23 protein-coding genes and 1 tRNA gene are annotated in these 18,962 nt (G+C 68.2%); 9 read left to right on the forward strand and 15 right to left on the reverse strand.

Annotated features, from left to right (window positions below; all coding sequences use genetic code 11):
- Positions 1 to 44: 44 nt before the first annotated feature.
- From ACT009_RS16365 to aroA, 3 genes are read right to left on the reverse strand one after another with little or no spacing between them, the layout of a single operon-like run.
- Positions 45 to 1,346: a DUF418 domain-containing protein gene (locus tag ACT009_RS16365; protein ID WP_445192112.1), complete on the reverse strand. Its 1,302-nt coding sequence runs from the start codon at positions 1,344 to 1,346 to the stop codon at positions 45 to 47.
- A gap of 34 nt (positions 1,347 to 1,380) precedes the next feature.
- On the reverse strand, positions 1,381 to 2,019 hold the full coding sequence (cmk, locus tag ACT009_RS16370) for a (d)CMP kinase (protein WP_445192113.1): 639 nt from the start codon (positions 2,017 to 2,019) through the stop codon (positions 1,381 to 1,383).
- Position 2,020: 1 nt separating this feature from the next.
- Complete coding sequence (gene aroA, locus ACT009_RS16375; protein WP_445192114.1) at positions 2,021 to 3,358, reverse strand: 3-phosphoshikimate 1-carboxyvinyltransferase; 1,338 nt, start codon at positions 3,356 to 3,358, stop codon at positions 2,021 to 2,023.
- Positions 3,359 to 3,468: 110 nt separating this feature from the next.
- Between aroA and ACT009_RS16380 the strand changes: the two genes are divergently transcribed.
- The 3 genes from ACT009_RS16380 (at position 3,469) to ACT009_RS16390 (ending at position 4,812) form a co-directional block, all read left to right on the forward strand.
- Positions 3,469 to 3,786, forward strand: a complete 318-nt coding sequence (locus ACT009_RS16380) for a TIGR02300 family protein (protein WP_445192115.1) — start codon at positions 3,469 to 3,471, stop codon at positions 3,784 to 3,786.
- 129 nt (positions 3,787 to 3,915) lie between these two features.
- Positions 3,916 to 3,991: transfer RNA gene (locus tag ACT009_RS16385), tRNA-Ala, on the forward strand.
- A 143-nt stretch (positions 3,992 to 4,134) separates the two neighbouring features.
- Entirely contained in the window at positions 4,135 to 4,812 is a 678-nt protein-coding gene (locus ACT009_RS16390; RefSeq protein WP_445194126.1) for a nitroreductase, read from the forward strand.
- Between the two features lie 14 nt (positions 4,813 to 4,826).
- Here ACT009_RS16390 and ACT009_RS16395 read toward each other — a convergent pair whose 3' ends face one another.
- Positions 4,827 to 5,855 (reverse strand): NAD-binding protein, encoded by a 1,029-nt coding sequence (locus ACT009_RS16395; protein WP_445192116.1) that lies wholly within the window; start codon positions 5,853 to 5,855, stop codon positions 4,827 to 4,829.
- Between the two features lie 5 nt (positions 5,856 to 5,860).
- Positions 5,861 to 6,313, reverse strand: a complete 453-nt coding sequence (locus ACT009_RS16400; protein ID WP_445192117.1) for a GreA/GreB family elongation factor — start codon at positions 6,311 to 6,313, stop codon at positions 5,861 to 5,863.
- A gap of 112 nt (positions 6,314 to 6,425) precedes the next feature.
- On the opposite strand from ACT009_RS16400, the gene ACT009_RS16405 reads away from it, so the two are divergent.
- Positions 6,426 to 6,593: a hypothetical protein gene (locus ACT009_RS16405; RefSeq protein ID WP_445192118.1), complete on the forward strand. Its 168-nt coding sequence runs from the start codon at positions 6,426 to 6,428 to the stop codon at positions 6,591 to 6,593.
- On the opposite strand, the gene ACT009_RS16410 is transcribed toward ACT009_RS16405, so the two are convergent.
- Entirely contained in the window at positions 6,594 to 7,883 is a 1,290-nt protein-coding gene (locus tag ACT009_RS16410) for an MFS transporter (RefSeq protein ID WP_445192119.1), read from the reverse strand. It lies immediately after the preceding gene.
- Positions 7,884 to 8,023: 140 nt separating this feature from the next.
- Between ACT009_RS16410 and pgsA the strand changes: the two genes are divergently transcribed.
- From pgsA to ACT009_RS16425, 3 genes are read left to right on the forward strand one after another with little or no spacing between them, the layout of a single operon-like run.
- Complete coding sequence (gene pgsA / locus ACT009_RS16415) at positions 8,024 to 8,590, forward strand: CDP-diacylglycerol--glycerol-3-phosphate 3-phosphatidyltransferase (protein WP_445192120.1); 567 nt, start codon at positions 8,024 to 8,026, stop codon at positions 8,588 to 8,590.
- A gap of 2 nt (positions 8,591 to 8,592) precedes the next feature.
- On the forward strand, positions 8,593 to 8,850 hold the full coding sequence (moaD, locus tag ACT009_RS16420; protein WP_445192121.1) for a molybdopterin converting factor subunit 1: 258 nt from the start codon (positions 8,593 to 8,595) through the stop codon (positions 8,848 to 8,850).
- Positions 8,847 to 9,284 carry a molybdenum cofactor biosynthesis protein MoaE gene (locus tag ACT009_RS16425; RefSeq protein WP_445192122.1) on the forward strand — a complete coding sequence of 146 codons (438 nt, stop codon included), beginning with the start codon at positions 8,847 to 8,849 and terminating at the stop codon, positions 9,282 to 9,284. The genes moaD and ACT009_RS16425 overlap by 4 nt, the downstream gene beginning before the upstream one ends.
- A 115-nt stretch (positions 9,285 to 9,399) precedes the next feature.
- Here ACT009_RS16425 and ACT009_RS16430 read toward each other — a convergent pair whose 3' ends face one another.
- Positions 9,400 to 10,041, reverse strand: coding sequence for a fasciclin domain-containing protein (locus tag ACT009_RS16430; protein ID WP_445194127.1), 642 nt, complete (start codon positions 10,039 to 10,041; stop codon positions 9,400 to 9,402).
- Between the two features lie 105 nt (positions 10,042 to 10,146).
- Complete coding sequence (locus ACT009_RS16435) at positions 10,147 to 10,914, reverse strand: sulfite exporter TauE/SafE family protein (RefSeq protein WP_445192123.1); 768 nt, start codon at positions 10,912 to 10,914, stop codon at positions 10,147 to 10,149.
- Positions 10,915 to 11,065: 151 nt separating this feature from the next.
- Here ACT009_RS16435 and epsC point away from each other — a divergent pair, with 151 nt between their 5' ends.
- A complete protein-coding gene (gene epsC / locus ACT009_RS16440) occupies positions 11,066 to 11,758 on the forward strand; it encodes a serine O-acetyltransferase EpsC (protein ID WP_445192124.1) in 693 nt (230 codons plus the stop codon).
- Positions 11,758 to 12,105, forward strand: coding sequence for a DUF2794 domain-containing protein (locus ACT009_RS16445; protein WP_445192125.1), 348 nt, complete (start codon positions 11,758 to 11,760; stop codon positions 12,103 to 12,105). Before epsC ends, ACT009_RS16445 begins: the two co-directional genes overlap by 1 nt.
- A 381-nt stretch (positions 12,106 to 12,486) precedes the next feature.
- Here the strand turns inward: ACT009_RS16445 and ACT009_RS16450 are convergent, their stop codons facing one another.
- From ACT009_RS16450 to pstC, 7 genes are all read right to left on the reverse strand, one after another.
- On the reverse strand, positions 12,487 to 13,401 hold the full coding sequence (locus ACT009_RS16450; protein WP_445192126.1) for an SDR family NAD(P)-dependent oxidoreductase: 915 nt from the start codon (positions 13,399 to 13,401) through the stop codon (positions 12,487 to 12,489).
- Between the two features lie 84 nt (positions 13,402 to 13,485).
- Positions 13,486 to 13,956 carry a hypothetical protein gene (locus ACT009_RS16455; protein ID WP_445192127.1) on the reverse strand — a complete coding sequence of 157 codons (471 nt, stop codon included), beginning with the start codon at positions 13,954 to 13,956 and terminating at the stop codon, positions 13,486 to 13,488.
- A 105-nt stretch (positions 13,957 to 14,061) separates the two neighbouring features.
- Positions 14,062 to 14,754: a phosphate regulon transcriptional regulator PhoB gene (gene phoB, locus ACT009_RS16460; RefSeq protein ID WP_445192128.1), complete on the reverse strand. Its 693-nt coding sequence runs from the start codon at positions 14,752 to 14,754 to the stop codon at positions 14,062 to 14,064.
- Between the two features lie 5 nt (positions 14,755 to 14,759).
- Positions 14,760 to 15,449 (reverse strand): phosphate signaling complex protein PhoU, encoded by a 690-nt coding sequence (phoU, locus tag ACT009_RS16465; protein WP_445194128.1) that lies wholly within the window; start codon positions 15,447 to 15,449, stop codon positions 14,760 to 14,762.
- Positions 15,450 to 15,459: 10 nt separating this feature from the next.
- Positions 15,460 to 16,221 (reverse strand): phosphate ABC transporter ATP-binding protein PstB, encoded by a 762-nt coding sequence (gene pstB / locus ACT009_RS16470; RefSeq protein WP_445192129.1) that lies wholly within the window; start codon positions 16,219 to 16,221, stop codon positions 15,460 to 15,462.
- On the reverse strand, positions 16,221 to 17,492 hold the full coding sequence (pstA, locus tag ACT009_RS16475; RefSeq protein ID WP_445192130.1) for a phosphate ABC transporter permease PstA: 1,272 nt from the start codon (positions 17,490 to 17,492) through the stop codon (positions 16,221 to 16,223). The genes pstB and pstA overlap by 1 nt, the downstream gene beginning before the upstream one ends.
- On the reverse strand, positions 17,485 to 18,861 hold the full coding sequence (gene pstC / locus ACT009_RS16480; RefSeq protein ID WP_445192131.1) for a phosphate ABC transporter permease subunit PstC: 1,377 nt from the start codon (positions 18,859 to 18,861) through the stop codon (positions 17,485 to 17,487). Before pstC ends, pstA begins: the two co-directional genes overlap by 8 nt.
- Positions 18,862 to 18,962: the final 101 nt, after the last annotated feature.

Consider the following 18,962-nt stretch of genomic DNA (forward strand, 5'->3'; position numbering starts at 1 on the left):
CCGGAGCGTGCGATAAAGCAAGATGGCGCGGGTGGTTGCGCCGCTTATCGCCAGGGTAGCGGGCGGGTCTCGACCAACGAGCGCCACGCCCACTCGATCGGCGCGATCGCAAAGCGGCGGAACCAGACGATCGCGGCGAGCAACAGCAGGAGATCGACCGCGAATGCGACCAGCATCAGCTGCGCCCAGCCGAGTCGGCCGTACCAGCCGAGCGCGAAGGGCGGGAACAGGATCCACAGGCAGATCAGCGTCTGCGCGATGTAGATGGTGAGCGCGGCACGACCCGCGGCGGCGAACGGCCGCAGCAGGCGAGCGCCGGTGGCGGTGGAGACCAGCAGATTGACCAGCGCGAGGTGGCCGAGCGCGGTCGCGAGCCGCGCGATCTCGTAGGTCGCCCAGATCGTCCGCGGCGCATCGTCGGGGGCGATGGTCTCGGCGGCGCCGACGATGCGCAAGGCAAGCCCCAGTGCATAGCCCGCCATCATCGCGGCCACATACCAGCGGCGGGATCGGCCACCTTGCAGGATGCCGAGCTTGAACAGCGCGGCGCCGATCAGCATCACGCTGGCGGACTGCCAGACGAACAGCGCCTCGATGCCGTCACGCTGGAGGTCGACGAAGTACCGCCACGCCGCGCGGGCCCAGGTGGCGACGCTCCCGGTCCGCGCCTCGTCTTCGCGGGCGATCTCGGCGCGGGTGTCTGCGCGGACGACGGCGGCGGCACGTTGCCGTTCGATGGCGAGAGCGGCGATGCGGCGATCGGCCGGGGTGAGGGCGGTTCCGGCGTCGCGCTTCGTCGCGACCAGCGCTGCTTCGGCGCGTTCGGCTTGCGATTGTTGATAGGCGATGCCCGATATCGTCAGCTGCCACAGCGCGCAGGCGAAGCCGATTGCTATCAGCGCGCGAGCGGTTTGGCGGCGGAACAGCACCGCGATCGTCGCCGCGATCGCATAGGTGTGGAGGATGTCGCCCGGCCACAGCAACACGAAGACATGGATCAAGCCGAACGCGAACAGCACGAGGTTGCGCGACCCATAGCTTCGGCGCACCGCGCGATCGTCCATCAGCCGGTCGGCGCGATCGGTGAGGATCACCATGCCGGCGCCGAACAGCAGCTCGAGCATCGCCCGCGCGGTGCCGCCGACCAGCACTTCGCGCAACCACCAGGCGACGCGATCCGCCCACGACCAGCCGAGATGGCGGACGTCGAACGACGCGGCGACGATCGATCCGCCCATGTCGGCGACGTTCATGAATAGGATGCCGAGGATCGCGAGCCCGCGCAGGATATCGAGCACCGCGATGCGGGGCGCGCCGTCGGGTTCGGCGGGGCTCGTCGTGGTCACGGACGGGGAAGCGCGGGGTCGAAGCGTCGCTGCGTCAACCCGCGGCCGGTTTCTGCCGGATCCGGTCCTCGACCAGCGCCACCGCGCGCTGCACCGACGCCTCGATCGACAGGAAACTGGTGTCGAGCAGTGCCGCATCGGGTGCCATGACCAGCGGTGCGGTCGACCGGCCGCTGTCGCGGGCGTCGCGGGCGCGGATGTCGGCCAGGACCTTGTCGAAGCTCAGTGTCGAGCCATGCGCGTGCAGCTCGGTGTGCCGCCGCCGCGCGCGGATCTGCGGGGTCGCCTTCACGAACAGCTTCGCATCGGCCTTCGGCGCGATCACGGTGCCGATGTCGCGCCCGTCGAGCACCGCGCCGCCGGGTTGGTTGGCGAAGCGCTTCTGCCGGTGGATCAGCGCCGCGCGGACCAATGGGTGCGCCGACACAATCGAGGCGAGCTGTCCGGTCTCATCGTCGCGCAACGACGGATCGGCGAGCAGCAGGTCGTCGAAACCGCACGCGGCAACTGCGTCAGCCTCCTTCGACGGATCGAGCTCCATGCGCTGCACCGTGGCGGCGACCGCGCGGTACAGCAGCCCGGTATCGAGATGCGGCAACTGGTAATGGCGCGCGAGCGCCCGGGCGATGGTGCCCTTGCCGCTCGCCGCGGGGCCGTCGACTGCGATGATCACGTTACGCTTCCACTCCGGTCGTTAACGCGTCCAGCGACCGGTAGAACGCCGGATAACTGGTCGCCACGGGCCCTATATCGTCGATCGTGACCGGCGCGCGCGCATGGAGCCCGGCGACGCTCAGGCTCATCGCGATGCGGTGATCGAGCTTCGAGGCGATCCGGGCGCCGCCGGGAATGGCGTCGCCGCCGGTGCCGGTGATCGCCATGCCGTCCTCATATTCCTCGCAAGCGACGCCGCAGGCGGTCAGCGCCGCGTGCATCGCCGCGATGCGATCCGATTCCTTGACCCGCAGCTCGTGCGCGCCACGCGCCAAGGTGCGGCCGTTCGCGAAGGCGGCGGCGACGAACAGCACCGGATATTCGTCGATCATGCTCGGCGCGAGATCGTGCGGCACCTCGATCGCGGTCAACGGCGCGTAGCGGACGCGGAGATCGGCGACGGGCTCGCCGCCGACCTCCCGCGGGTCGAGCTCGACGATATCGGCGCCCATCATCCGGAGCGCGGCGATCAGCCCGGTGCGGGTCGGGTTGAGCCCGACATTGGCGACGACGATGTCCGATCCGGGCACGATCGACGCGGCGACCAGCCAGAAGGCGGCGGAGGAGGGGTCGCCAGGGACGGTGATCGACTGCGGCTTCAGCTCGGCCTCGCCGGTCAGCGAGATGATGCGACCTCTATCGGCGGTCTCCACGGTCAGCGTCGCGCCGAAGCCGCGCAGCATTCGCTCGCTATGGTCGCGGGTGGCGATCGGCTCGATCACGCGGGTGACGCCGGGGGTGTTGAGGCCGGCGAGCAGCACCGCGGACTTCACCTGCGCCGATGCGACCGGGAGGGTGTAGGCGATCGGCACCGCGGGGCAGATCCCGCGCACCATCAGCGGCAGTCGCCCGCCCGGGCTCGCGCTTACATCTGCGCCCATCAGCGCGAGCGGTTCGATCACCCGGCCCATCGGGCGCCCGGAGAGCGAGGCGTCGCCGGTGAAGGTCGCGGTGATCGGGTGCGACGCGACCAGCCCCATCAGCAGCCGCGTCGAGGTGCCCGAATTGCCCATCTCTAGCGCGGTCGCGGGCTGGAGCAGCCCGCCGACGCCGACGCCGGAGACCCGCCACACCGCGTCGCCGCCGCGTTCGATCCGCGCGCCCATCGCGCGCATTGCGGCGGCGGTGGCGAGCACGTCCTCGCCCTCCAGCAATCCTTCGATCCGGCTTTCGCCGACCGCGAGCGCCGACAGCATCAGCGCGCGGTGGCTGATCGACTTGTCGCCGGGCACCGTGACCCGGCCGGTAAGGGCGCCGCGCGGGGCGAGATCGAGGGGGCGGGGGGTGTGGTGCGGCATTGCGGCGGGGCTTTGACAGCCGGCTTGCGCTATGGCAAGGCGCGCCCCACTTCGCAGGACAGGGGTTCCCCTATCCTGTCGAAACCCAATTCCGAAAGGCACGACACGGCATGATCAAGCCGGAATGGGGCACGAAGCGTACGTGCCCGAAATGCGCGACGCGTTTCTATGACCTCGAAAAGGACGACCCGGTCGCCTGCATCAACTGCGGTTATGCATGGCAGCCCGAACCGATCCTGAAATCCAAGCAGCCGCTGCCGTTCGAGGTCGCCAAGCCGGACAAGGAGCCGGATGCCGATCTGGAAGGCGAGGACGAGGATCTGCAGGTTCCCGCCGAGGACGAAGAGCCGTCGGCGGACGACGAGGTCGATCTGGGCGGCGACGACGACCTGGGTGTCGAAACGTCGAACGACGAGGACGAGCACTGAGATCGTTCTGATCCGGGGTTCGTTCCGATCCAGGGTTCGTTCTAATCCAGGGTTCTGCGCAGGCGGCGTTCGCGCCGCTTGCCAAGCCCGGCGCGCCTCGCTAGGGGACGCGCCTTCCCGGGAAGGTTGGGGGCCGTAGCTCAGCTGGGAGAGCGCTGCAATGGCATTGCAGAGGTCAGGGGTTCGATCCCCCTCGGCTCCACCATCCCGTGACTTTCCCGATATAATCTGTCCCGACCAGACCTTCGGGTTTGCGTCCGACGCATCTGCTTCCGCGACTTGCTCCCGCCGCGCCTTGCGGCCACGGGTGTCGCGAGCTTGTGATTCGAGGGGCGCGCGATGGCCGGGATGACATTCGACGACGTGATCCTCGGCCGCAGGAGTATCCGCGGCTACAAGCCCGACCCGGTCCCGCGTGCGTTGATCGAGGAGATCATCGGGCTGGCGATGCGGTCGCCTTCGTCGATGAACACCCAGCCCTGGAGCTTCTACGTCCTCACCGGCGAGCCGCTCGACCGGATTCGCGCCGGGAACACCGAGCGAATGATCGCCGGGGTGCCGCAATCGCGCGAGTTCCGTACCGGAGAGGCGTTCGGCGGCCACCATCGTGAGCGGCAAATCGGGGTGGCCAAGCAGCTGTTCGCGGCGATGGGGATCGCCCGGGAGGATAAGGCGCGGCGCGACGATTGGGTGCTGCGCGGGTTCCGGCAGTTCGATGCGCCGGTGTGCGTGATCATCACCTACGACCGGGTGCTCGACGGCAGCGACGACACGCCGTTCGATTGCGGCGCGGCTGCGACCACGCTGGTCAACGCCGCCTGGTCGCGCGGGCTGGGCGCGGTGATCAACAGCCAGGGGATCATGCAGTCGCCGGTGGTGCGCGAGCATGCGGGCATTCCCGACGATCAGGTGATCATGAAGAGTATCGCGCTGGGCTGGCCCGATCACGACTTTCCCGCGAACGCGGTGGTCTCCGAGCGCAAGCCGGTCGCGGAAGCGGCGGTGTTCGTGGGCTTCGAGGACTGAACGTCCGTGGCCGGTCAGCGGCGCGGCACGACCTCGACGATCAGGTCGCCGCTCTCCAGCTTGCCGGCCTCGATCTCCCAGAAGCCGTAGCTGCGATCGCCGCGGTAGATGCGGTGGCCGAGGCCGGTTCCGATCTGCGCGAGCGGCCGGCCTATCTCGTCAGCGGTGACGCGGCGTTCGCGTAGCGCGACGTCGCCACCCGCGGCGGCGAGATCGGCCATGTATTCGGCGATGTGCGCCCCCTGGGTCGAGCCGGCGAGGAGCAGCCCGGCGAAGCTGGCGGGGTTGATCACGGTGCTGGCGCCCGCCTGATGCGCGATCGGCTCGTTGTCCTCGGACCGGATGACGACGCTGATCGGGACGTCGGGGGCGAGGCCGCGGGCGGTGAGCACGATCAGGATCGAGGTGTCGTCGCGCCCCGCGGCAACGATGATCGATCGCGCGCGGGCGACCTGCGCCGCCTCCAGCGCCGCGTTGCGGGTCGCGTTGCCTTCCATGACGGTGACATCGCACGCCTCCGCGGCACGCAGCGCGGCGGCATCCTCGTCGATGACGACGATGGTCTTCGGATCGGTGCCGCGCTTGATCAGCTCGCCGACCGCTTCCGATCCGCTGAGGCCATAGCCGGCGACGATGACATGGCCGTCGAGATTACGCTGGATCACGGTCATGCGCCATTTCTCCCAAACCCGCTTCAGCAGGAAATTATATGCGGTGCCGAGGAAGATCAGCCAGACGAACAGGCGGATCGGGGTGACCACGAAGGTGTCGAACATCCGCGCCTGCTGGGTCACCGGCACGATGTCGCCATAGCCGACCGTCGTGACGGTGATCATCGTGAAGTAGAGCACGTCGGCGAAGGTGATCGGCGCGCCGTTCGCCTGGCGCAGCCCGTCGCGGTCGAACCAATGGACGATCAGCGCAATGCCGATCAGCGCAAAGGCGAGGATGATCCGCCACGACAGGTCCAGCCAGGCGGGGGTGCGGTCCCGCCGCCGCAGCGTGTAGCGATGGAACTCGGCCGGGCGGCGGCGGTGGCGCATGCCGGCTAGCGAACCGCGACCACCGTCACCGCATCCTCGCGACCCGCGAAGGCGACGGTCTCGCCCGCCTCCGCGCCGATCAGCGCCCGCGCCAGCGGGGCGGAGAACGCGAGGCGATCGGCCTTCGGATCGGCTTCGTCGTCGCCGACGATCGCGATCGTCCGCGGCTTGCCGGCGAGTAGGATGTCGACGACCGATCCGAAGCCGGCGCTGCCGTCGGTCGGCGCGGGGGTGAGCTGTGCGGTCGCGTGGCGGGTCTGCCAGTAGCGCAGGTCACGGGTGATGCGGTCGCGATCCTTGCCCTCGGCGGCGTCGCGCGCCGTCTCCAGCGCTGCGATGCGCTCCCCAACCAGCGCCAGCCCGCGATCGGTGACGAGATTGGGGCCGGCGGGGATCGGCAGTTCGAAGCGCGGCTCCTTATGCTCCTCGTCGCTCTCCCGGCGAAATGCCACGCTCATGTCCTGGTGCCCCTGTGAAGGTGTCGTCCACGATCGTCCCATCTTCGGACAGGACGATCTTAACCATCATTAACGCTGGTCGATTTCGTAAACGCGGCGTTAACATCTTGCCATGACCAGACGCCTTGTCCTCTCCAACGAAGCTGCCCGCCATCCGTTTCGTGCGTCGCTGCCGCCACCCGCCACCGCGCGCGGCCGGCGCGACGACGACGGCGACTGGAAGCTGTTCCTGTTGAGCTTCGCCGCGTTCTTCACTTGCTTCTACACGCTGATCGCCTGATCAGTCGCACGCGAGGTGGAGGCGCTGGGCGATCCAGGCCGACACCAGGCACATCGCCGCGACCACCAGCAGCATGTTCTCGGGCGTGACGCCCAGCGAACCGATGCCGATCACCGCGATCGATCCGATCGTCATCGCGCCCGAATTGACGACGTTGTTCGCCGCCACGGTGCGCGCGGTCTGGTCCTTTTCGACCGTCGTCGTCAGGAAGGCGTAGAGCGGCACCACGAACATTCCGCCGGTGATCGCGATCGCGGCGAGGGTGAGGATGATCGGCACCGCGCCGGGCTGGGACATGAACTGTACCAGCCCGTAATAGGTGCCCGCCGGCGCCGGGGTCCACGCCCGTGCCAGTACCGAGAAGAGCACGATGAACCCGCCCATCGCGATCACCGACACCGGCGAATATCGCGCGGAGATGCGGCCTTTCAGCATCGTGTTGATCACCACCGATCCGATCGCCACCCCGACCGAGAACACCGCGATCGCGAGGCTGGCGACGCGTTCGTCGGCGCTCAGCACGTTTTTTACCAGCGGCGGGAAGACGATGATCAGCATCGCGCCGATCGTCCAGAAGAAGCTGATCGCGCAAATCGCGAGGAACAGCCGCGGGATGTGCATGGTCGCGCCGATCAGCCGCCAAGATGCGGTGAAGGGGTTGTAGTTGATCTTCAGTCGCGGGCCTTCGCGCGGGGCGAGGGGCACCATTCGGCCGATGAACCAGCCGATCACCGCGATTAGGATCACCAGCCCCGCCGCGATCTCGATCGAGACCCAGCCGGCGACGACGGTGCCCATCAGGATCGCCAGATAGGTGCCCGCCTCGACCAGCCCGGTGCCGCCGAGCACGTCGCCGGCGGGCAGATGCTGCGGCAAAATCGCGTATTTGATCGGTCCGAAGAAGGTCGAATGGGTGCCGAGCAGCAGCACCGCGCCGAGCATCAGCGCGAGGCCGAGGTTGGTGTGTCCCGACTTCGCCGCCATAAGCCCGGCGGCGCCGAGCAGCATGATCGCGATCTCCGCGGTCTTGACGATACGGATGATGCGCGCCTTGTCGTGGCTGTCGGCGAGTTGCCCCGCGAGCGCGGAGAGCAGGAAGAAGGGCAGGATCGCGATGCCCGTCGCCAGCGCGTTGAAATTGGCTTCGACCTTCGGATCGTTGAAGATTTCGTAAGTCGCGAACAGCACCATCGAGGTCTTGAAGAGATTATCGTTGAACGCGCCGAAGAATTGCGTGGTGAACAAGGGCAGGAAGCGGCGTTGCTTCAGCAACCCTAAGGCGTTGATCATGACGGGAAACGGCCTTGGTCGTGGCAGGATTGGGCCACGGCATAGCCGAGCTTGGGTGGTGAACCAATGTCCAAAAGCGGGCGGCGACCTGGCGGCCAAAAGCGGTTCCCGCCGGCACGGCGGGCGGGTAAGGGGGGACGATGTGGACGCTTCCCAATCTGCTGACCCTGTCGCGCATCGTCGCGGTGCCGCTGCTGGTCGGCCTGCTGTGGTGGCCGCATTGGGAGGTGGGGTTCGGGATCGCGTTCGCGCTTTACTGCCTGATGGGCATCACCGATTATTTCGACGGCTATCTGGCGCGCGCGCAGGGCACGGTATCGAAGCTGGGCGTGTTTCTCGATCCGATCGCGGACAAGATCATGATCGCGGCGGTGATCCTGATGCTGGTCTCGGCGCGCCACGACGACACCGCGTCGATCACCGGCGTTCACGTCATCGCGGCGCTGATCATCCTGCTGCGCGAGATCGCGGTATCGGGGCTGCGCGAGTTCCTGGCTGGGTTGCAGGTGTCGCTGCCGGTGTCGAAGCTGGCCAAGTGGAAGACCGCGTTGCAGCTGGTGGCGTTCGGCGCGCTGATCCTTGCCGGGGCGTTGCCGGTGCTGGTGTGGATCAAGCTGGTCGGGCTCGTCTGCCTGTGGGGCGCCGCGGTGCTGACGGCGCTGACGGGTTGGGATTACCTGCGCGCCGGCGTGCAGCATATGGACTGATCATGGCGATACGGATGCTGTATTTCGCGTGGGTCCGGGAGCGGATCGGCGTCGGTGAAGAGACGATCGATCCGCCCGTGACGATCGGCGACGTCGGCGGGCTGGTCGATTGGCTCGCTGCTCGGGACGAAGCGCATGCGACGGCGTTCGCGGATCGGACGCGGCTGCGCGCGGCGGTCGACCAGAGCTTCGTCGGGATGGACGCGCCGATCGCGGGCGCGCGCGAGATCGCGATCTTCCCCCCGGTGACCGGCGGATGATCCGGATCGTGGTGCAGACCGCGCCGATCGACCTGGCGGCGGAGGTTGCCGCGGCCGAGCAGGCGGGGGCGGGGGCGGTCGCGACCTTCACGGGGATCGTGCGGGGCGACGACGGCGTCGCGACGCTGGAACTCGAACATTATCCCGGCGCCACCGAGGCGGCGCTGCGCACGGTCGGCGAGGGCGCGGTGTCGCGCTGGTCTCTCGCCGGTGCGACGATCGTCCACCGCGTCGGGCCGATGCGCCCGGGCGAGCGAATCGTGTTCGTCGCCGCGGTCGCCGAACACCGCGGCGCGGCGCTGGAGGCCTGTGCTTATCTGATCGACCGGCTGAAGACCGATGCGCCGTTCTGGAAACGCGAAACCCGCAGCGACCGCGCGACGTGGGTCGAGGCGCGGGAGGGCGACGTGGCGGCGGCGGCCCGGTGGGAGTGACGTAGCGGGCGCTCTGCCGATTGCATCCCCACGACGGCGGTAGCCCAGTACTGAGGCTCCGCCATCGTGGGGCACGAGCGACTTGGGGGAGCGCCAAGCGACGCCCCCCACCACCTCAGAGCGTCGGCACCAGCACGCCGTTGACGACATGGACGACACCGTTCGACTGGCGGACGTCGGCGACTTCCACATAGCTCTTGTTGCCGGTCGCGCTGGTCAGCGTGACGACGTTGCCGGTCATCGTCGCGGTGAGCGGCTGGCCGGCCACGGTGGTGAGCGTCGCGGTGCCGTTGCCGGCCTTGATCTGCTCGATCAGCTGCGCGGCGGAGACGTTGCCGGCGACGACGTGGTAGGTGAGGACCTTCACCAGCGACGCCTTGTTCTCGGGCTTCAGCAGGTTCTCGACGGTGCCCGGCGCCAGGCGGCTGAAGGCGTCGTTGGTCGGGGCGAACACCGTAAACGGGCCGGGGCCGGACAGCGTCTCGACGAGGCCGGCCGCCTTCACCGCGGCGACCAGCGTGGTCAGGTTCGGCGCGGCCGACGCGTTTTCGACGATCGTCTTGGTGGACAGCATCGCAGCGCCGCCGACGGTGGGGTTGCCGCTGGCAGACGCGGTGTTGGTGGTCGCATCCGCAGGCGCGGCGGGCATGCTGCTGTCGGCGGCGGGGGCCGAAGTCGCGGTTTCCTTGGTGCCCATCGTCGAGCAGGCGGCGAGCGCCATGGCGGTGGTCAGGGCAAGAACGTGCTTGGTCGACATCATCGCAGATCTCCATTGGTCGCCGGCGTCTTCGCGCCTAGCGTGTGCAGATACGGCGCGACGTGCCCGATAGTTGCGTTGGCGCAGCATCGACAGGCAGGCGCCCTAGCGCATCACCGCGTTCCACAGCCCGAACAGGCTGGTGATCGTCAGGATCACGCCGACCATGAACATCAGCCGCTTGGGCGCGATCCGCTTGGCGAGGATCGCCCCCACCGGAGCGGCGACCACGCCGCCGATCAGCAGGCCGACCGTCGCCATCGTGAACGCCGCCCAGCCGAGCTGGGTGATGAAGGTGATCGAGATGGTCAGGGTCAGGAAGAACTCGGCGGTGTTGACGGTGCCGATCGTGGTTCGCGGCGAGGCGCCCTGGACGAGCAGATTGGAGGTCACGACCGGCCCCCAGCCGCCGCCGCCCGCGGCATCGAGGAAGCCGCCGATCAGCCCGAGCGGCTCGACGATCTTCGGTTCGCGCATCGTCGGCGGATAGCGAAAGGATCGCCACAGCAGGTAGACGCCGATCCCGGCGAGATAGGCGAGGATGAACGGCTTCGCGATCGCGGCGTCGATGTTCGACAAGAGGTATGCGCCGCAGATGCCGCCGATCACGCCGGGGATCATCAGCCGCAGGAACAGCGTCCAGTTGACGTTGCGGTGGAGCGCGTGGCTGATCCCCGATACCGCGGTGGTGAAGGTCTCGACGGTATGGACACCGGCGGACGCGGCGGCGGGGGGCACGCCGATCCACAGCAGCATGGTGTTCGAGATCACCCCGAACGCCATGCCCAGCGCGCCGTCGACGACCTGCGCGAGGAAACCGACCGCGATGAACGGCAACAGGGCGGTAAGGTCAAAATTGCTCAGCGCGTCCAAGTCGCTCTCCCGGTAACGCGGCCGATGTGCCGCACGCAGGCAAATCCGACAACAAAGATAGACTTTACCCGTTCGTGCCTCGGCGACGCCTGCTTCTAGTAATCCTGCCGGCGAGCGCCTAGATTTCGCGCCTGCGCGTAGGGGAACGCCGATGGCGACTGGTCTGACTGCCTATCTCGATTCGATCCGCGCGCGTGATCCGGCCCCGCATTCGCGGCTCGAGGTGCTGACCTATCCCGGCGTCTGGGCGCTGGCGTGGCACCGGGTCGCGCACCGGCTCTACAAGTCGCGGCTGTTCTTCCTCGCGCGGCTGGTCAACCACCTGTCACGAATGCTGACCGCGATCGACATCCATCCGGGTGCGACGATCGGGCGCAATTTCTTCATCGACCATGGCTTCGTGGTGATCGGCGAGACCGCCGAGATCGGCAACGACGTTACCATCTACCAGTGCGTGACGCTGGGCGGCACCAGCCCCGACAACGGCATCGCGGGCAAGCGCCATCCGACGCTGGCGGACGGCGTAATCATCGGGTCGGGCGCGCAGGTGCTCGGGCCGATCTTCGTGGGTCCCCGCTCGCGGGTCGGGGCGAATGCGGTCGTCACCAAGGACGTGCCCGAGGGCGCGGTGATGGTCGGGATCCCGGCGCGCGCGACGATGGTCGAGGGCACCGCGGCGCCGTCCCGGTTCCTGCCCTATGGGACGTCGTGCAGCGAGATGTTCGATCCGGCTACCCAGAAGATGGAGCTGATGCGCTGCGAGCTCGAGACCATGCGCAAACGGCTCGACGCGCTGCTTGCCGAGAACGCTGCGGACGGGGATCGGGAGCGTGATCGGGCCTGATGGGAACCGTCACACCGTTTCCCGCCGCCGCCGCCGGCAAGCCCAGCCAGACCGGGTTCGACCGCGCCGAGCTCACCCGCATCCTCGACCTGTACGGCCGGATGGTCGCGGCGGGGCATTGGCGCGACTATGCGATCGACCTGGGGCGCGACGCCGCGGTGTTCGCGGCGTTCCGGCGCGCGGCGGAGCGGCCCGAGTTCCGGATCGAGAAGCGCCCGGCGCTGCGCAACAAGCAGGGAATGTGGGCGCTGATCGGCGAACAGGGCGCGGTGCTGAAGCGTGGGCATGAGCTCGGGCCGGTGCTAGCCCCAGTGGAGCGGCGGTTGATGAAGGTGGTGGAGGACTAGGAGCCTTTAACACCTAGCCTCGCGTTCGCGGCGGCGCCCCCTCCAACACGGCTTGCGGCCGCGGTCCCCCTCCCCCGCCGAATCGAGGGAGGAATTAGATACTCCCCCGCAAGGGCAGGGCTATCGCATTTGAATAGCAGTTCCTTCCGTCACTCCGGACTTGTTCCGGAGTCTACCGTTCCGCACACTCACAAGCCGCTGATTTGCGGCACCGTGGACCCCGGAACGAGTCCGGAGTGACGAAAGAAATGGGGTTGGTGACGCGAACGCCGCCTGCCCCAGCAACGATTTCCCATATGCGATCCCGCTGCCCCGCAAGGGGGCGGTGGCAGCGGTCAGGCTGACGGAGGGGGAGGTAAGCGTGGAGCTTTCCTTCCCGCCTCATCCGCCCATTAGCAGCTTGCCGATCAACATGCCCTGTTCCGCACCCGATTGCGGGACGATCTCGCCGGTGCGGTCGGTGATCTGGGCCCAGTGGGCGGCGACGCCTTCGGGGGACAGGTCGTCGCCGGTCAGCAGCGTGCCCTGGGTCAGCGTGACGTAGGACGCCTGGAACACGCCCGCGCCGGCGCCCACGATCGCGTTGGTGGGTGCGTCCTCCGACACCAGGAACAGCGCTGCGGGCATCACCTTTTCGGGGGCGAAGGCGGCGAACGCCTCGGCGGGGAACAGGTCCTCGGTCATCCGGGTGCCGGCAACGGGAGCCAGGGTGTTGACCTTGATGTTGTTCTTCGCGCCTTCGAGGTAGAGCGTCTTGGTCAGCCCCGCGAGCGCGAGCTTGGCGGCGCCGTAGTTCGCCTGGCCGAAATTGCCGAACAGGCCGGTCGACGACGCGGTCATCAGGATGCGGCCGTAATTCTGCTCGCGCATCGTTTCCCAGCACGCTTTGGTGGCGTTGGCGGAGCCGATCAGGTGGACCTGGACGACGAAGGCGAAATCCTCTGACGTCATCTTGGCGAAGCTCTTGTCGCGCAACACGCCCGCATTGTTGATCAGGACGTGGACGCCGCCCCAGGCCTCCTTGGCCCTGGCCACCATCTCCGCCATCTGGTCGTACTCGGCGACGTTGCCGCCATTCGACATCGCGGTGCCGCCCGCCGCCTCGATCTCCTCGACGACCTTAAGCGCGGCGTCGGAATGGCCGGTGCCATCGCGTGCGCCGCCGAGATCATTGACGACCACCTTGGCGCCGCGGCGTGCGAGTTCGAGCGCATAGCCTCGGCCGAGGCCACCGCCGGCGCCGGTGACGATGGCGACGCGCCCCTCGAAGCTGATGGCGTCGGAATGGTTGGGCATAGGAAAAGGCGCTCCTTCACGCGAAGAGGGAGCGCCTTTCCTAGTCGCTAACGGGCGGCGTGCAACCGCCGCCCGTGATGTGCTTCAGCGGCCGCCGCGCTGCATGCACTTGTCGTACTGACCCTTTTTGCACACCGGGTACTTGGCCAGCGGCGCCGGCGCCGGATACGCCTCTGCCGGGGTCGGCGCGGGGCGGAACGTCGGGGTCACGCCCGCCTGCGCAGTGCCGGTGATCGCCGAGCCCGAGGGGGCGTAGCCGCCCGCGGGGGTCGGCGCGTTAGCGTCGGCCGCCGCGGGTGCGGTCGATGCAGCGGGTGCGGTCATCGCCGGATCGGTCGCCTGTGCCGCGTCGGGGGCCGGCGCTGCATCCGCAGCGGGGGCCGGGGCGGCTGCGTCTGCGGGCGGTGCAGCCTGCGCCGGATCGGCGGCGGGATCGGCCGTGGTCGGTGCAGTCTGCCCGGCCGGGGCGGTCTGCACGGCGGGGTCCGCAGGCGTCGTCTGGGCGATCGCCGGGACCGCGATAACGGCTGCTGCGGCAAGCAGGATGAACTTCATGCCAGTCTCCTAAATCTCTTGCGCGAAAGCGTCTGCGCCCCCGCCCAACGCACGTCGCGCCGGATGGCTCCGTCGTTTCGCAGCCGATTCAAACCAGCGGTGACGTCATGCCCCCGAATCGAGCGCGTAGCCCGCGGATCGCACTGTCCGGATCATGTCCGGCCGGTCGCCGATGTTGATCGCCTTGCGCAGCCGGCGGATGTGCACGTCGACGGTGCGGCTCTCGATGTCGCTATCGTGGCCCCAGACGGCGTCTAGGAGCCGTTCGCGCGAGAAGACCCAGCCGGGATGTTCCAGGAAATGCTTCAGGAGCCGGAATTCGGTCGGTCCGAGCGGCACGACCTCGCCCGAGCGGCGGACCTTGTGCGCGACGGTGTCCATCTCGATGTCGGCATAGATCAGCGCCTCGCCGGCAAGACCTGGGCGCACCCGCCGCAGCACCGCGCCGACCCGCGCGACCAGCTCACGCGGGGAAAATGGCTTGGTGACATAGTCGTCGGCGCCGGTCTCCAGCCCGCGGACCCGATCCTCCTCCTCGCCGCGCGCGGTGAGCATGATGATCGGCACGTTGGCGGTCTCGGTCATCCGCCGCAGCCGGCGGCAGACCTCGATTCCCGACAGCCCCTCGACCATCCAGTCGAGCAGCACGATGTCGGGCGCATTCTCCTTGGCGAGCAGCAGGGCCTCCTCGCCATCGGGGGTCTGCACGATCTCGAAATCCTCGCGCTTGAAATGATAGGTGAGCAGTTCCGCGAGGGCGGCGTCGTCTTCGACGAGAAGCATGCGGGCACGGGCCATGATCGTTACTCCCGGTGGTCGTTGCCGCCGCGGTCGCGGTCGGCCATCTGGGTTCCGGTCGCCGCGAAATAGACCATCTCGGCGACGTTGGTGGCGTGGTCGCCGATCCGTTCGAGGTTCTTGGCGACGAACAGCAAGTGCGCGACCTGGCTGATCGTGCGCGGATTCTCGACCATGTAGGTGACCAGGGTGCGGAAGATGCTGTCGTAGAAATCATCGAGCGCGGCGTCGCTTTCGCATACCCGCACCGCCGCCTCCGGATCGCGCGCGGCGAAGGCGTCGAGCGCGCTGCGAACCATCGCGCTCGCGATCGATGCCATCGCGGGCAGGGTGGAGATCGGTTCGATCCGGTGCTCGCTTTCGATCAGCGGCACGCGCTTGGCGATGTTCTTGGCGTAATCGCCGATCCGCTCGACCACCGCGGCGATCTTCAGCGCGGCCACGACTTCGCGCAAGTCGACCGCCATCGGCGCGCGGAGCGCAATGATCCGCACCACCAGCCGTTCGACCTCGGCCTCGATCGCGTCGATCGCCTTGTCGTCGGCGCGGACCTTGCGGGCGAGCTCGGGATCGGGGCGCTGCAATGCCTTCATCGACTGCGCGATCGCATCCTCGGCCAGCCCGCCCATCTGCGAGATGAGCCCGCGAAGCTGGCCGATATCGGCGTCGAAGGCCTTTACGGTGTGTTCCATGATTGGGTCCTGCTCAGCCGTAGCGGCCGGTGATGTAATCCTTGGTGCGTTCCTGCCGCGGATTGGTGAAGATGTCCGACGTCGCGCCGAATTCGATCAGACTGCCGAGGTGGAAGAAGGCGGTGCGCTGGCTGACCCGCGCCGCCTGCTGCATGTTGTGCGTGACGATGACGATCGCGTAGCGGCCCTTCAGCTCGTGGATCAGTTCCTCGATCTTGGCGGTGGCGATCGGATCGAGCGCGCTGCACGGCTCGTCCATCAGGATGACCTCTGGATCGACCGCGATCGCGCGGGCGATGCACAGCCGCTGCTGCTGCCCGCCCGAGAGCGCGGTGCCGCTGTCGGTGAGCCGGTCCTTCACCTCGTCCCACAAGCCGGCGCGACGCAGCGAGCGTTCGACGATGCCGTCGAGATCGCCCTTCGACGCGGCCAGCCCATGGATGCGCGGGCCATAGGCGACGTTCTCGTAGATCGATTTCGGGAAGGGATTGGGCTTCTGGAAGACCATGCCGACGCGGGCGCGGAGCTGCACGACGTCCATCGCGGGCGAATAGATGTCCTCGCCGTCGAGGTGGATCTCGCCCTCCACGCGGGCGCTGGCGACGGTGTCGTTCATGCGGTTGAGGGTGCGCAGAAAGGTGGATTTGCCGCAGCCCGACGGTCCGATGAACGCCACCACCTCGTCCTGGGTGACGTCGATCGACACATCGTCGATCGCACGCGTGGCGCCGTAATAGACGCTGACGTTGCGCGCGGTGATCTTGGGAGAGGACATCACCAGCGGGTCTCGAATCTGTTGCGGAGGTAGATCGCCAGCCCGTTCATCGCGAGGAGGAAGACGAGAAGGACGATGATCGCGGCGGAGGTCTTCTCGACGAAGCCGCGGCTGACCTCGTCCGACCAGAGGAAGATCTGCACCGGCAGCACGGTCGCGGGATCGGCGAGGCCGCCCGGCGGCGCCGCGATGAAGGCGCGCATGCCGATCATCAGCAGCGGTGCGGTTTCGCCCAGCGCGCGCGCCATGCCGATGATCGTGCCGGTCAGGATACCCGGCAGGGCAAGCGGCAGGACGTGGTGGAAGACGACCTGCACGGGCGAGGCGCCGATCCCGAGCGCGGCGTCGCGGATCGAGGGCGGCACCGCCTTGATCGCGTTGCGCCCGGCGATCACGATCACCGGCATCGTCATCAGCGCGAGCGTCAGCCCGCCGACCAGCGGCGCCGACCGCGGCAGGTGGAAGGTGCCGAGGAACACCGCGAGACCGAGCAGGCCGAAGATGATCGAGGGCACCGCGGCGAGGTTGTTGATCGACACCTCGATCAGGTCGGTCCAGCGGTTCCGCGGCGCATATTCCTCGAGATAGAGCGCGGACAGCACCCCGATCGGAAAGGCGAGCGCGAGCGTGACGATCATCGTCAGCAGCGATCCCTTGAACGCGCCCCAGATGCCGACTCGCGTCGCGTCGGTCGAATCCGCACCGGTGAGGAAGCCGGTGTCGAAGCCCGACGTCAGCATCCCCCGCGCCTTCAGCCGGGCCACCGCGGCTTCGGCGGCGGAGTCGCCGTCATACTTAGCGGCGATGTCGATCGGGCTGGCGGCGGGGACCTCGATCACCGCTCGGCGACCGAGCAGCGATGGGTCGCGCTTCACCGCGTCGCGGACCACCAGCCAGGCTCCGTCGGAGATCAGATCGGCTCCGTCCGGGCCCAGCGCCTTGCCGGCGGCGGCATCGACCGCGTTCTCGAGCCCCGCGCCCGCCAGCGCGAGATCGGCGCCGCGGCCCTGGAGGCGGTTGCGCTCGATCGGCAGCCGGGCGGCGGCGAGATCGATCGGCAGCGCGATCCGGGTCTCGCGGAAACCGCTCGCGCCCTGCAGCAGCATCGACCCGAGCAGGAAGGCGAGGAACGCCGCCGACAGCCACACCGCCGCCAGCCCCATCAGCCGGAAGCGTCGCTCGGCCGCGTAGCGCCCACGGATCCGCTTCTGCAGCGCCGCGGTGCGCCAGTCGGTCGGCGCCCGATGCGTGACGGGACGGGGGCTATTCATAGGCTTCACGGTAGCGTTTCACGACCGAGAGCGCGACGATGTTGAGCAGCAGCGTGACGATGAACAGCGTCAGCCCCAGGGCGAAGGCGGCGAGCGTCTTGGGGCTGTCGAATTCCGCTTCGCCGGTCAGCAGGTCGACGATCTGCTTGGTGACGGTGGTGGTGCTGGCGAAAGGATTGGCCGTCAGCGTCGCGACACCGCTCGCAGCCATCACCACGATCATCGTCTCTCCGATCGCGCGGCTGATCGCCAGCAGCACGCCGCCGACGACGCCGGGGAGCGCCGCGGGCAGCAGCACCTTGCGGATCGTCTCGGACGGGGTCGCGCCCATCGCCAGGCTGCCGTCGCGCATCGACGACGGCACCGCGGCAATCGAATCGTCGGCCATCGACGACACGAACGGGATTATCATGATGCCCATCACCAGCCCCGCAGCCAGCGCGCTCTCGGACGAGGCCCAGCTGATCCCCAGCCAGACGCCGAGATCGCGGACCGCGGGCGCCACTGTCAACGCCGCGAAATAGCCATAGACCACGGTCGGGACGCCGGCGAGCACCTCGAGGATCGGCTTCATCCAGCGGCGGGTAACGGGGCGCGCATATTGGGTAAGGTAGATCGCGCTCATCAGCCCGAACGGGATCGCGACGATCATCGCGATCACCGCGCCGATGAAGAAGGTGCCCCAGAACAGCGGCACCACGCCGAGGTTCGCGCCGGGATCGCGCGGATCGATCACCTGCGGGCTCCAGTGGGTGCCGAACAGGAAATCGGTGATCGGCACCATCTGGAAGAAGCGCGTCGCCTCGTACAGCAGCGACGCGACGATGCCGACCGTGGTCAGGATCGCGATCAGCGAGGCGCCGAGCAGCAGCAGCATGACCAGCCGTTCGACCTGGGTCCGCGCGGAGAAGCTGGCACGCACCCGGGTGAAGGCGAGCGCGCCACCCGCAAAGGCGAGCAGCAACGCCACCGCGCTCGCGATCCAGTCATAGCGTTGCTGGGCGGCGGCATAGGCGGGCGCCAGCGTCCGCGCGAGTTCGTGGAAGGCGCCGTAGCTGCGGCCCTGGGCGAGGCTGCGCGCCTCCGACAGGATCGACGCGCGATCGAAGCCGGGTGGCGGCAGCAGCATCGCCGCGGGAGTGCGGAGCACCGCGTCGGTCACCAACGCGGGCGAGGTCAGCGACCAGATGCCGAGAAACAGGAGCGGCGGAACGATCGTGCACAGCGCGACGAACCAGCCATGATGCACCGGCAACGAACTGAACCGCGCGGTGCTGCCGACCCGAAACGTGGTCGCGCGCATACGTGCGGCGAGCCAGCCGATCAGCGCGAAGCCGATGACGAGAAAGAACAGGCCGAGCGTGCTCATGCTAGGGCTGTTCCGCAGTCGAGACCGGCGAACGCCATGCTTCTATTTCCCGGCGGAGGCCGCGGCCCAGCTGGGCAAGCCAGGGTAACGGAGCGCTACCC

It is taken from the genome of Sphingomonas sp. Tas61C01, from assembly GCF_052567495.1.

Bases quoted from the DNA above. Each gene is read 5' to 3' on its own strand.
- ACT009_RS16400 (WP_445192117.1), bottom strand. From the start codon at position 6,313: ATGAGCGTGGCATTTCGCCGGGAGAGCGACGAGGAGCATAAGGAGCCG.
- ACT009_RS16380 (WP_445192115.1), top strand. From the start codon at position 3,469: ATGATCAAGCCGGAATGGGGCACGAAGCGTACGTGCCCGAAATGCGCG.
- epsC (WP_445192124.1), top strand. From the start codon at position 11,066: ATGGCGACTGGTCTGACTGCCTATCTCGATTCGATCCGCGCGCGTGAT.
- ACT009_RS16455 (WP_445192127.1), bottom strand. From the start codon at position 13,956: ATGAAGTTCATCCTGCTTGCCGCAGCAGCCGTTATCGCGGTCCCGGCG.
- ACT009_RS16395 (WP_445192116.1), bottom strand. From the start codon at position 5,855: ATGCGCCACCGCCGCCGCCCGGCCGAGTTCCATCGCTACACGCTGCGG.
- moaD (WP_445192121.1), top strand. From the start codon at position 8,593: ATGGCGATACGGATGCTGTATTTCGCGTGGGTCCGGGAGCGGATCGGC.
- ACT009_RS16410 (WP_445192119.1), bottom strand. From the start codon at position 7,883: ATGATCAACGCCTTAGGGTTGCTGAAGCAACGCCGCTTCCTGCCCTTG.
- pstA (WP_445192130.1), bottom strand. From the start codon at position 17,492: ATGAATAGCCCCCGTCCCGTCACGCATCGGGCGCCGACCGACTGGCGC.
- ACT009_RS16450 (WP_445192126.1), bottom strand. From the start codon at position 13,401: ATGCCCAACCATTCCGACGCCATCAGCTTCGAGGGGCGCGTCGCCATC.
- ACT009_RS16430 (WP_445194127.1), bottom strand. From the start codon at position 10,041: ATGTCGACCAAGCACGTTCTTGCCCTGACCACCGCCATGGCGCTCGCC.
- ACT009_RS16405 (WP_445192118.1), top strand. From the start codon at position 6,426: ATGACCAGACGCCTTGTCCTCTCCAACGAAGCTGCCCGCCATCCGTTT.
- pstB (WP_445192129.1), bottom strand. From the start codon at position 16,221: ATGTCCTCTCCCAAGATCACCGCGCGCAACGTCAGCGTCTATTACGGC.
- ACT009_RS16425 (WP_445192122.1), top strand. From the start codon at position 8,847: ATGATCCGGATCGTGGTGCAGACCGCGCCGATCGACCTGGCGGCGGAG.
- phoB (WP_445192128.1), bottom strand. From the start codon at position 14,754: ATGGCCCGTGCCCGCATGCTTCTCGTCGAAGACGACGCCGCCCTCGCG.
- pstC (WP_445192131.1), bottom strand. From the start codon at position 18,861: ATGAGCACGCTCGGCCTGTTCTTTCTCGTCATCGGCTTCGCGCTGATC.
- ACT009_RS16390 (WP_445194126.1), top strand. From the start codon at position 4,135: ATGACATTCGACGACGTGATCCTCGGCCGCAGGAGTATCCGCGGCTAC.
- ACT009_RS16445 (WP_445192125.1), top strand. From the start codon at position 11,758: ATGGGAACCGTCACACCGTTTCCCGCCGCCGCCGCCGGCAAGCCCAGC.
- aroA (WP_445192114.1), bottom strand. From the start codon at position 3,358: ATGCCGCACCACACCCCCCGCCCCCTCGATCTCGCCCCGCGCGGCGCC.
- pgsA (WP_445192120.1), top strand. From the start codon at position 8,024: ATGTGGACGCTTCCCAATCTGCTGACCCTGTCGCGCATCGTCGCGGTG.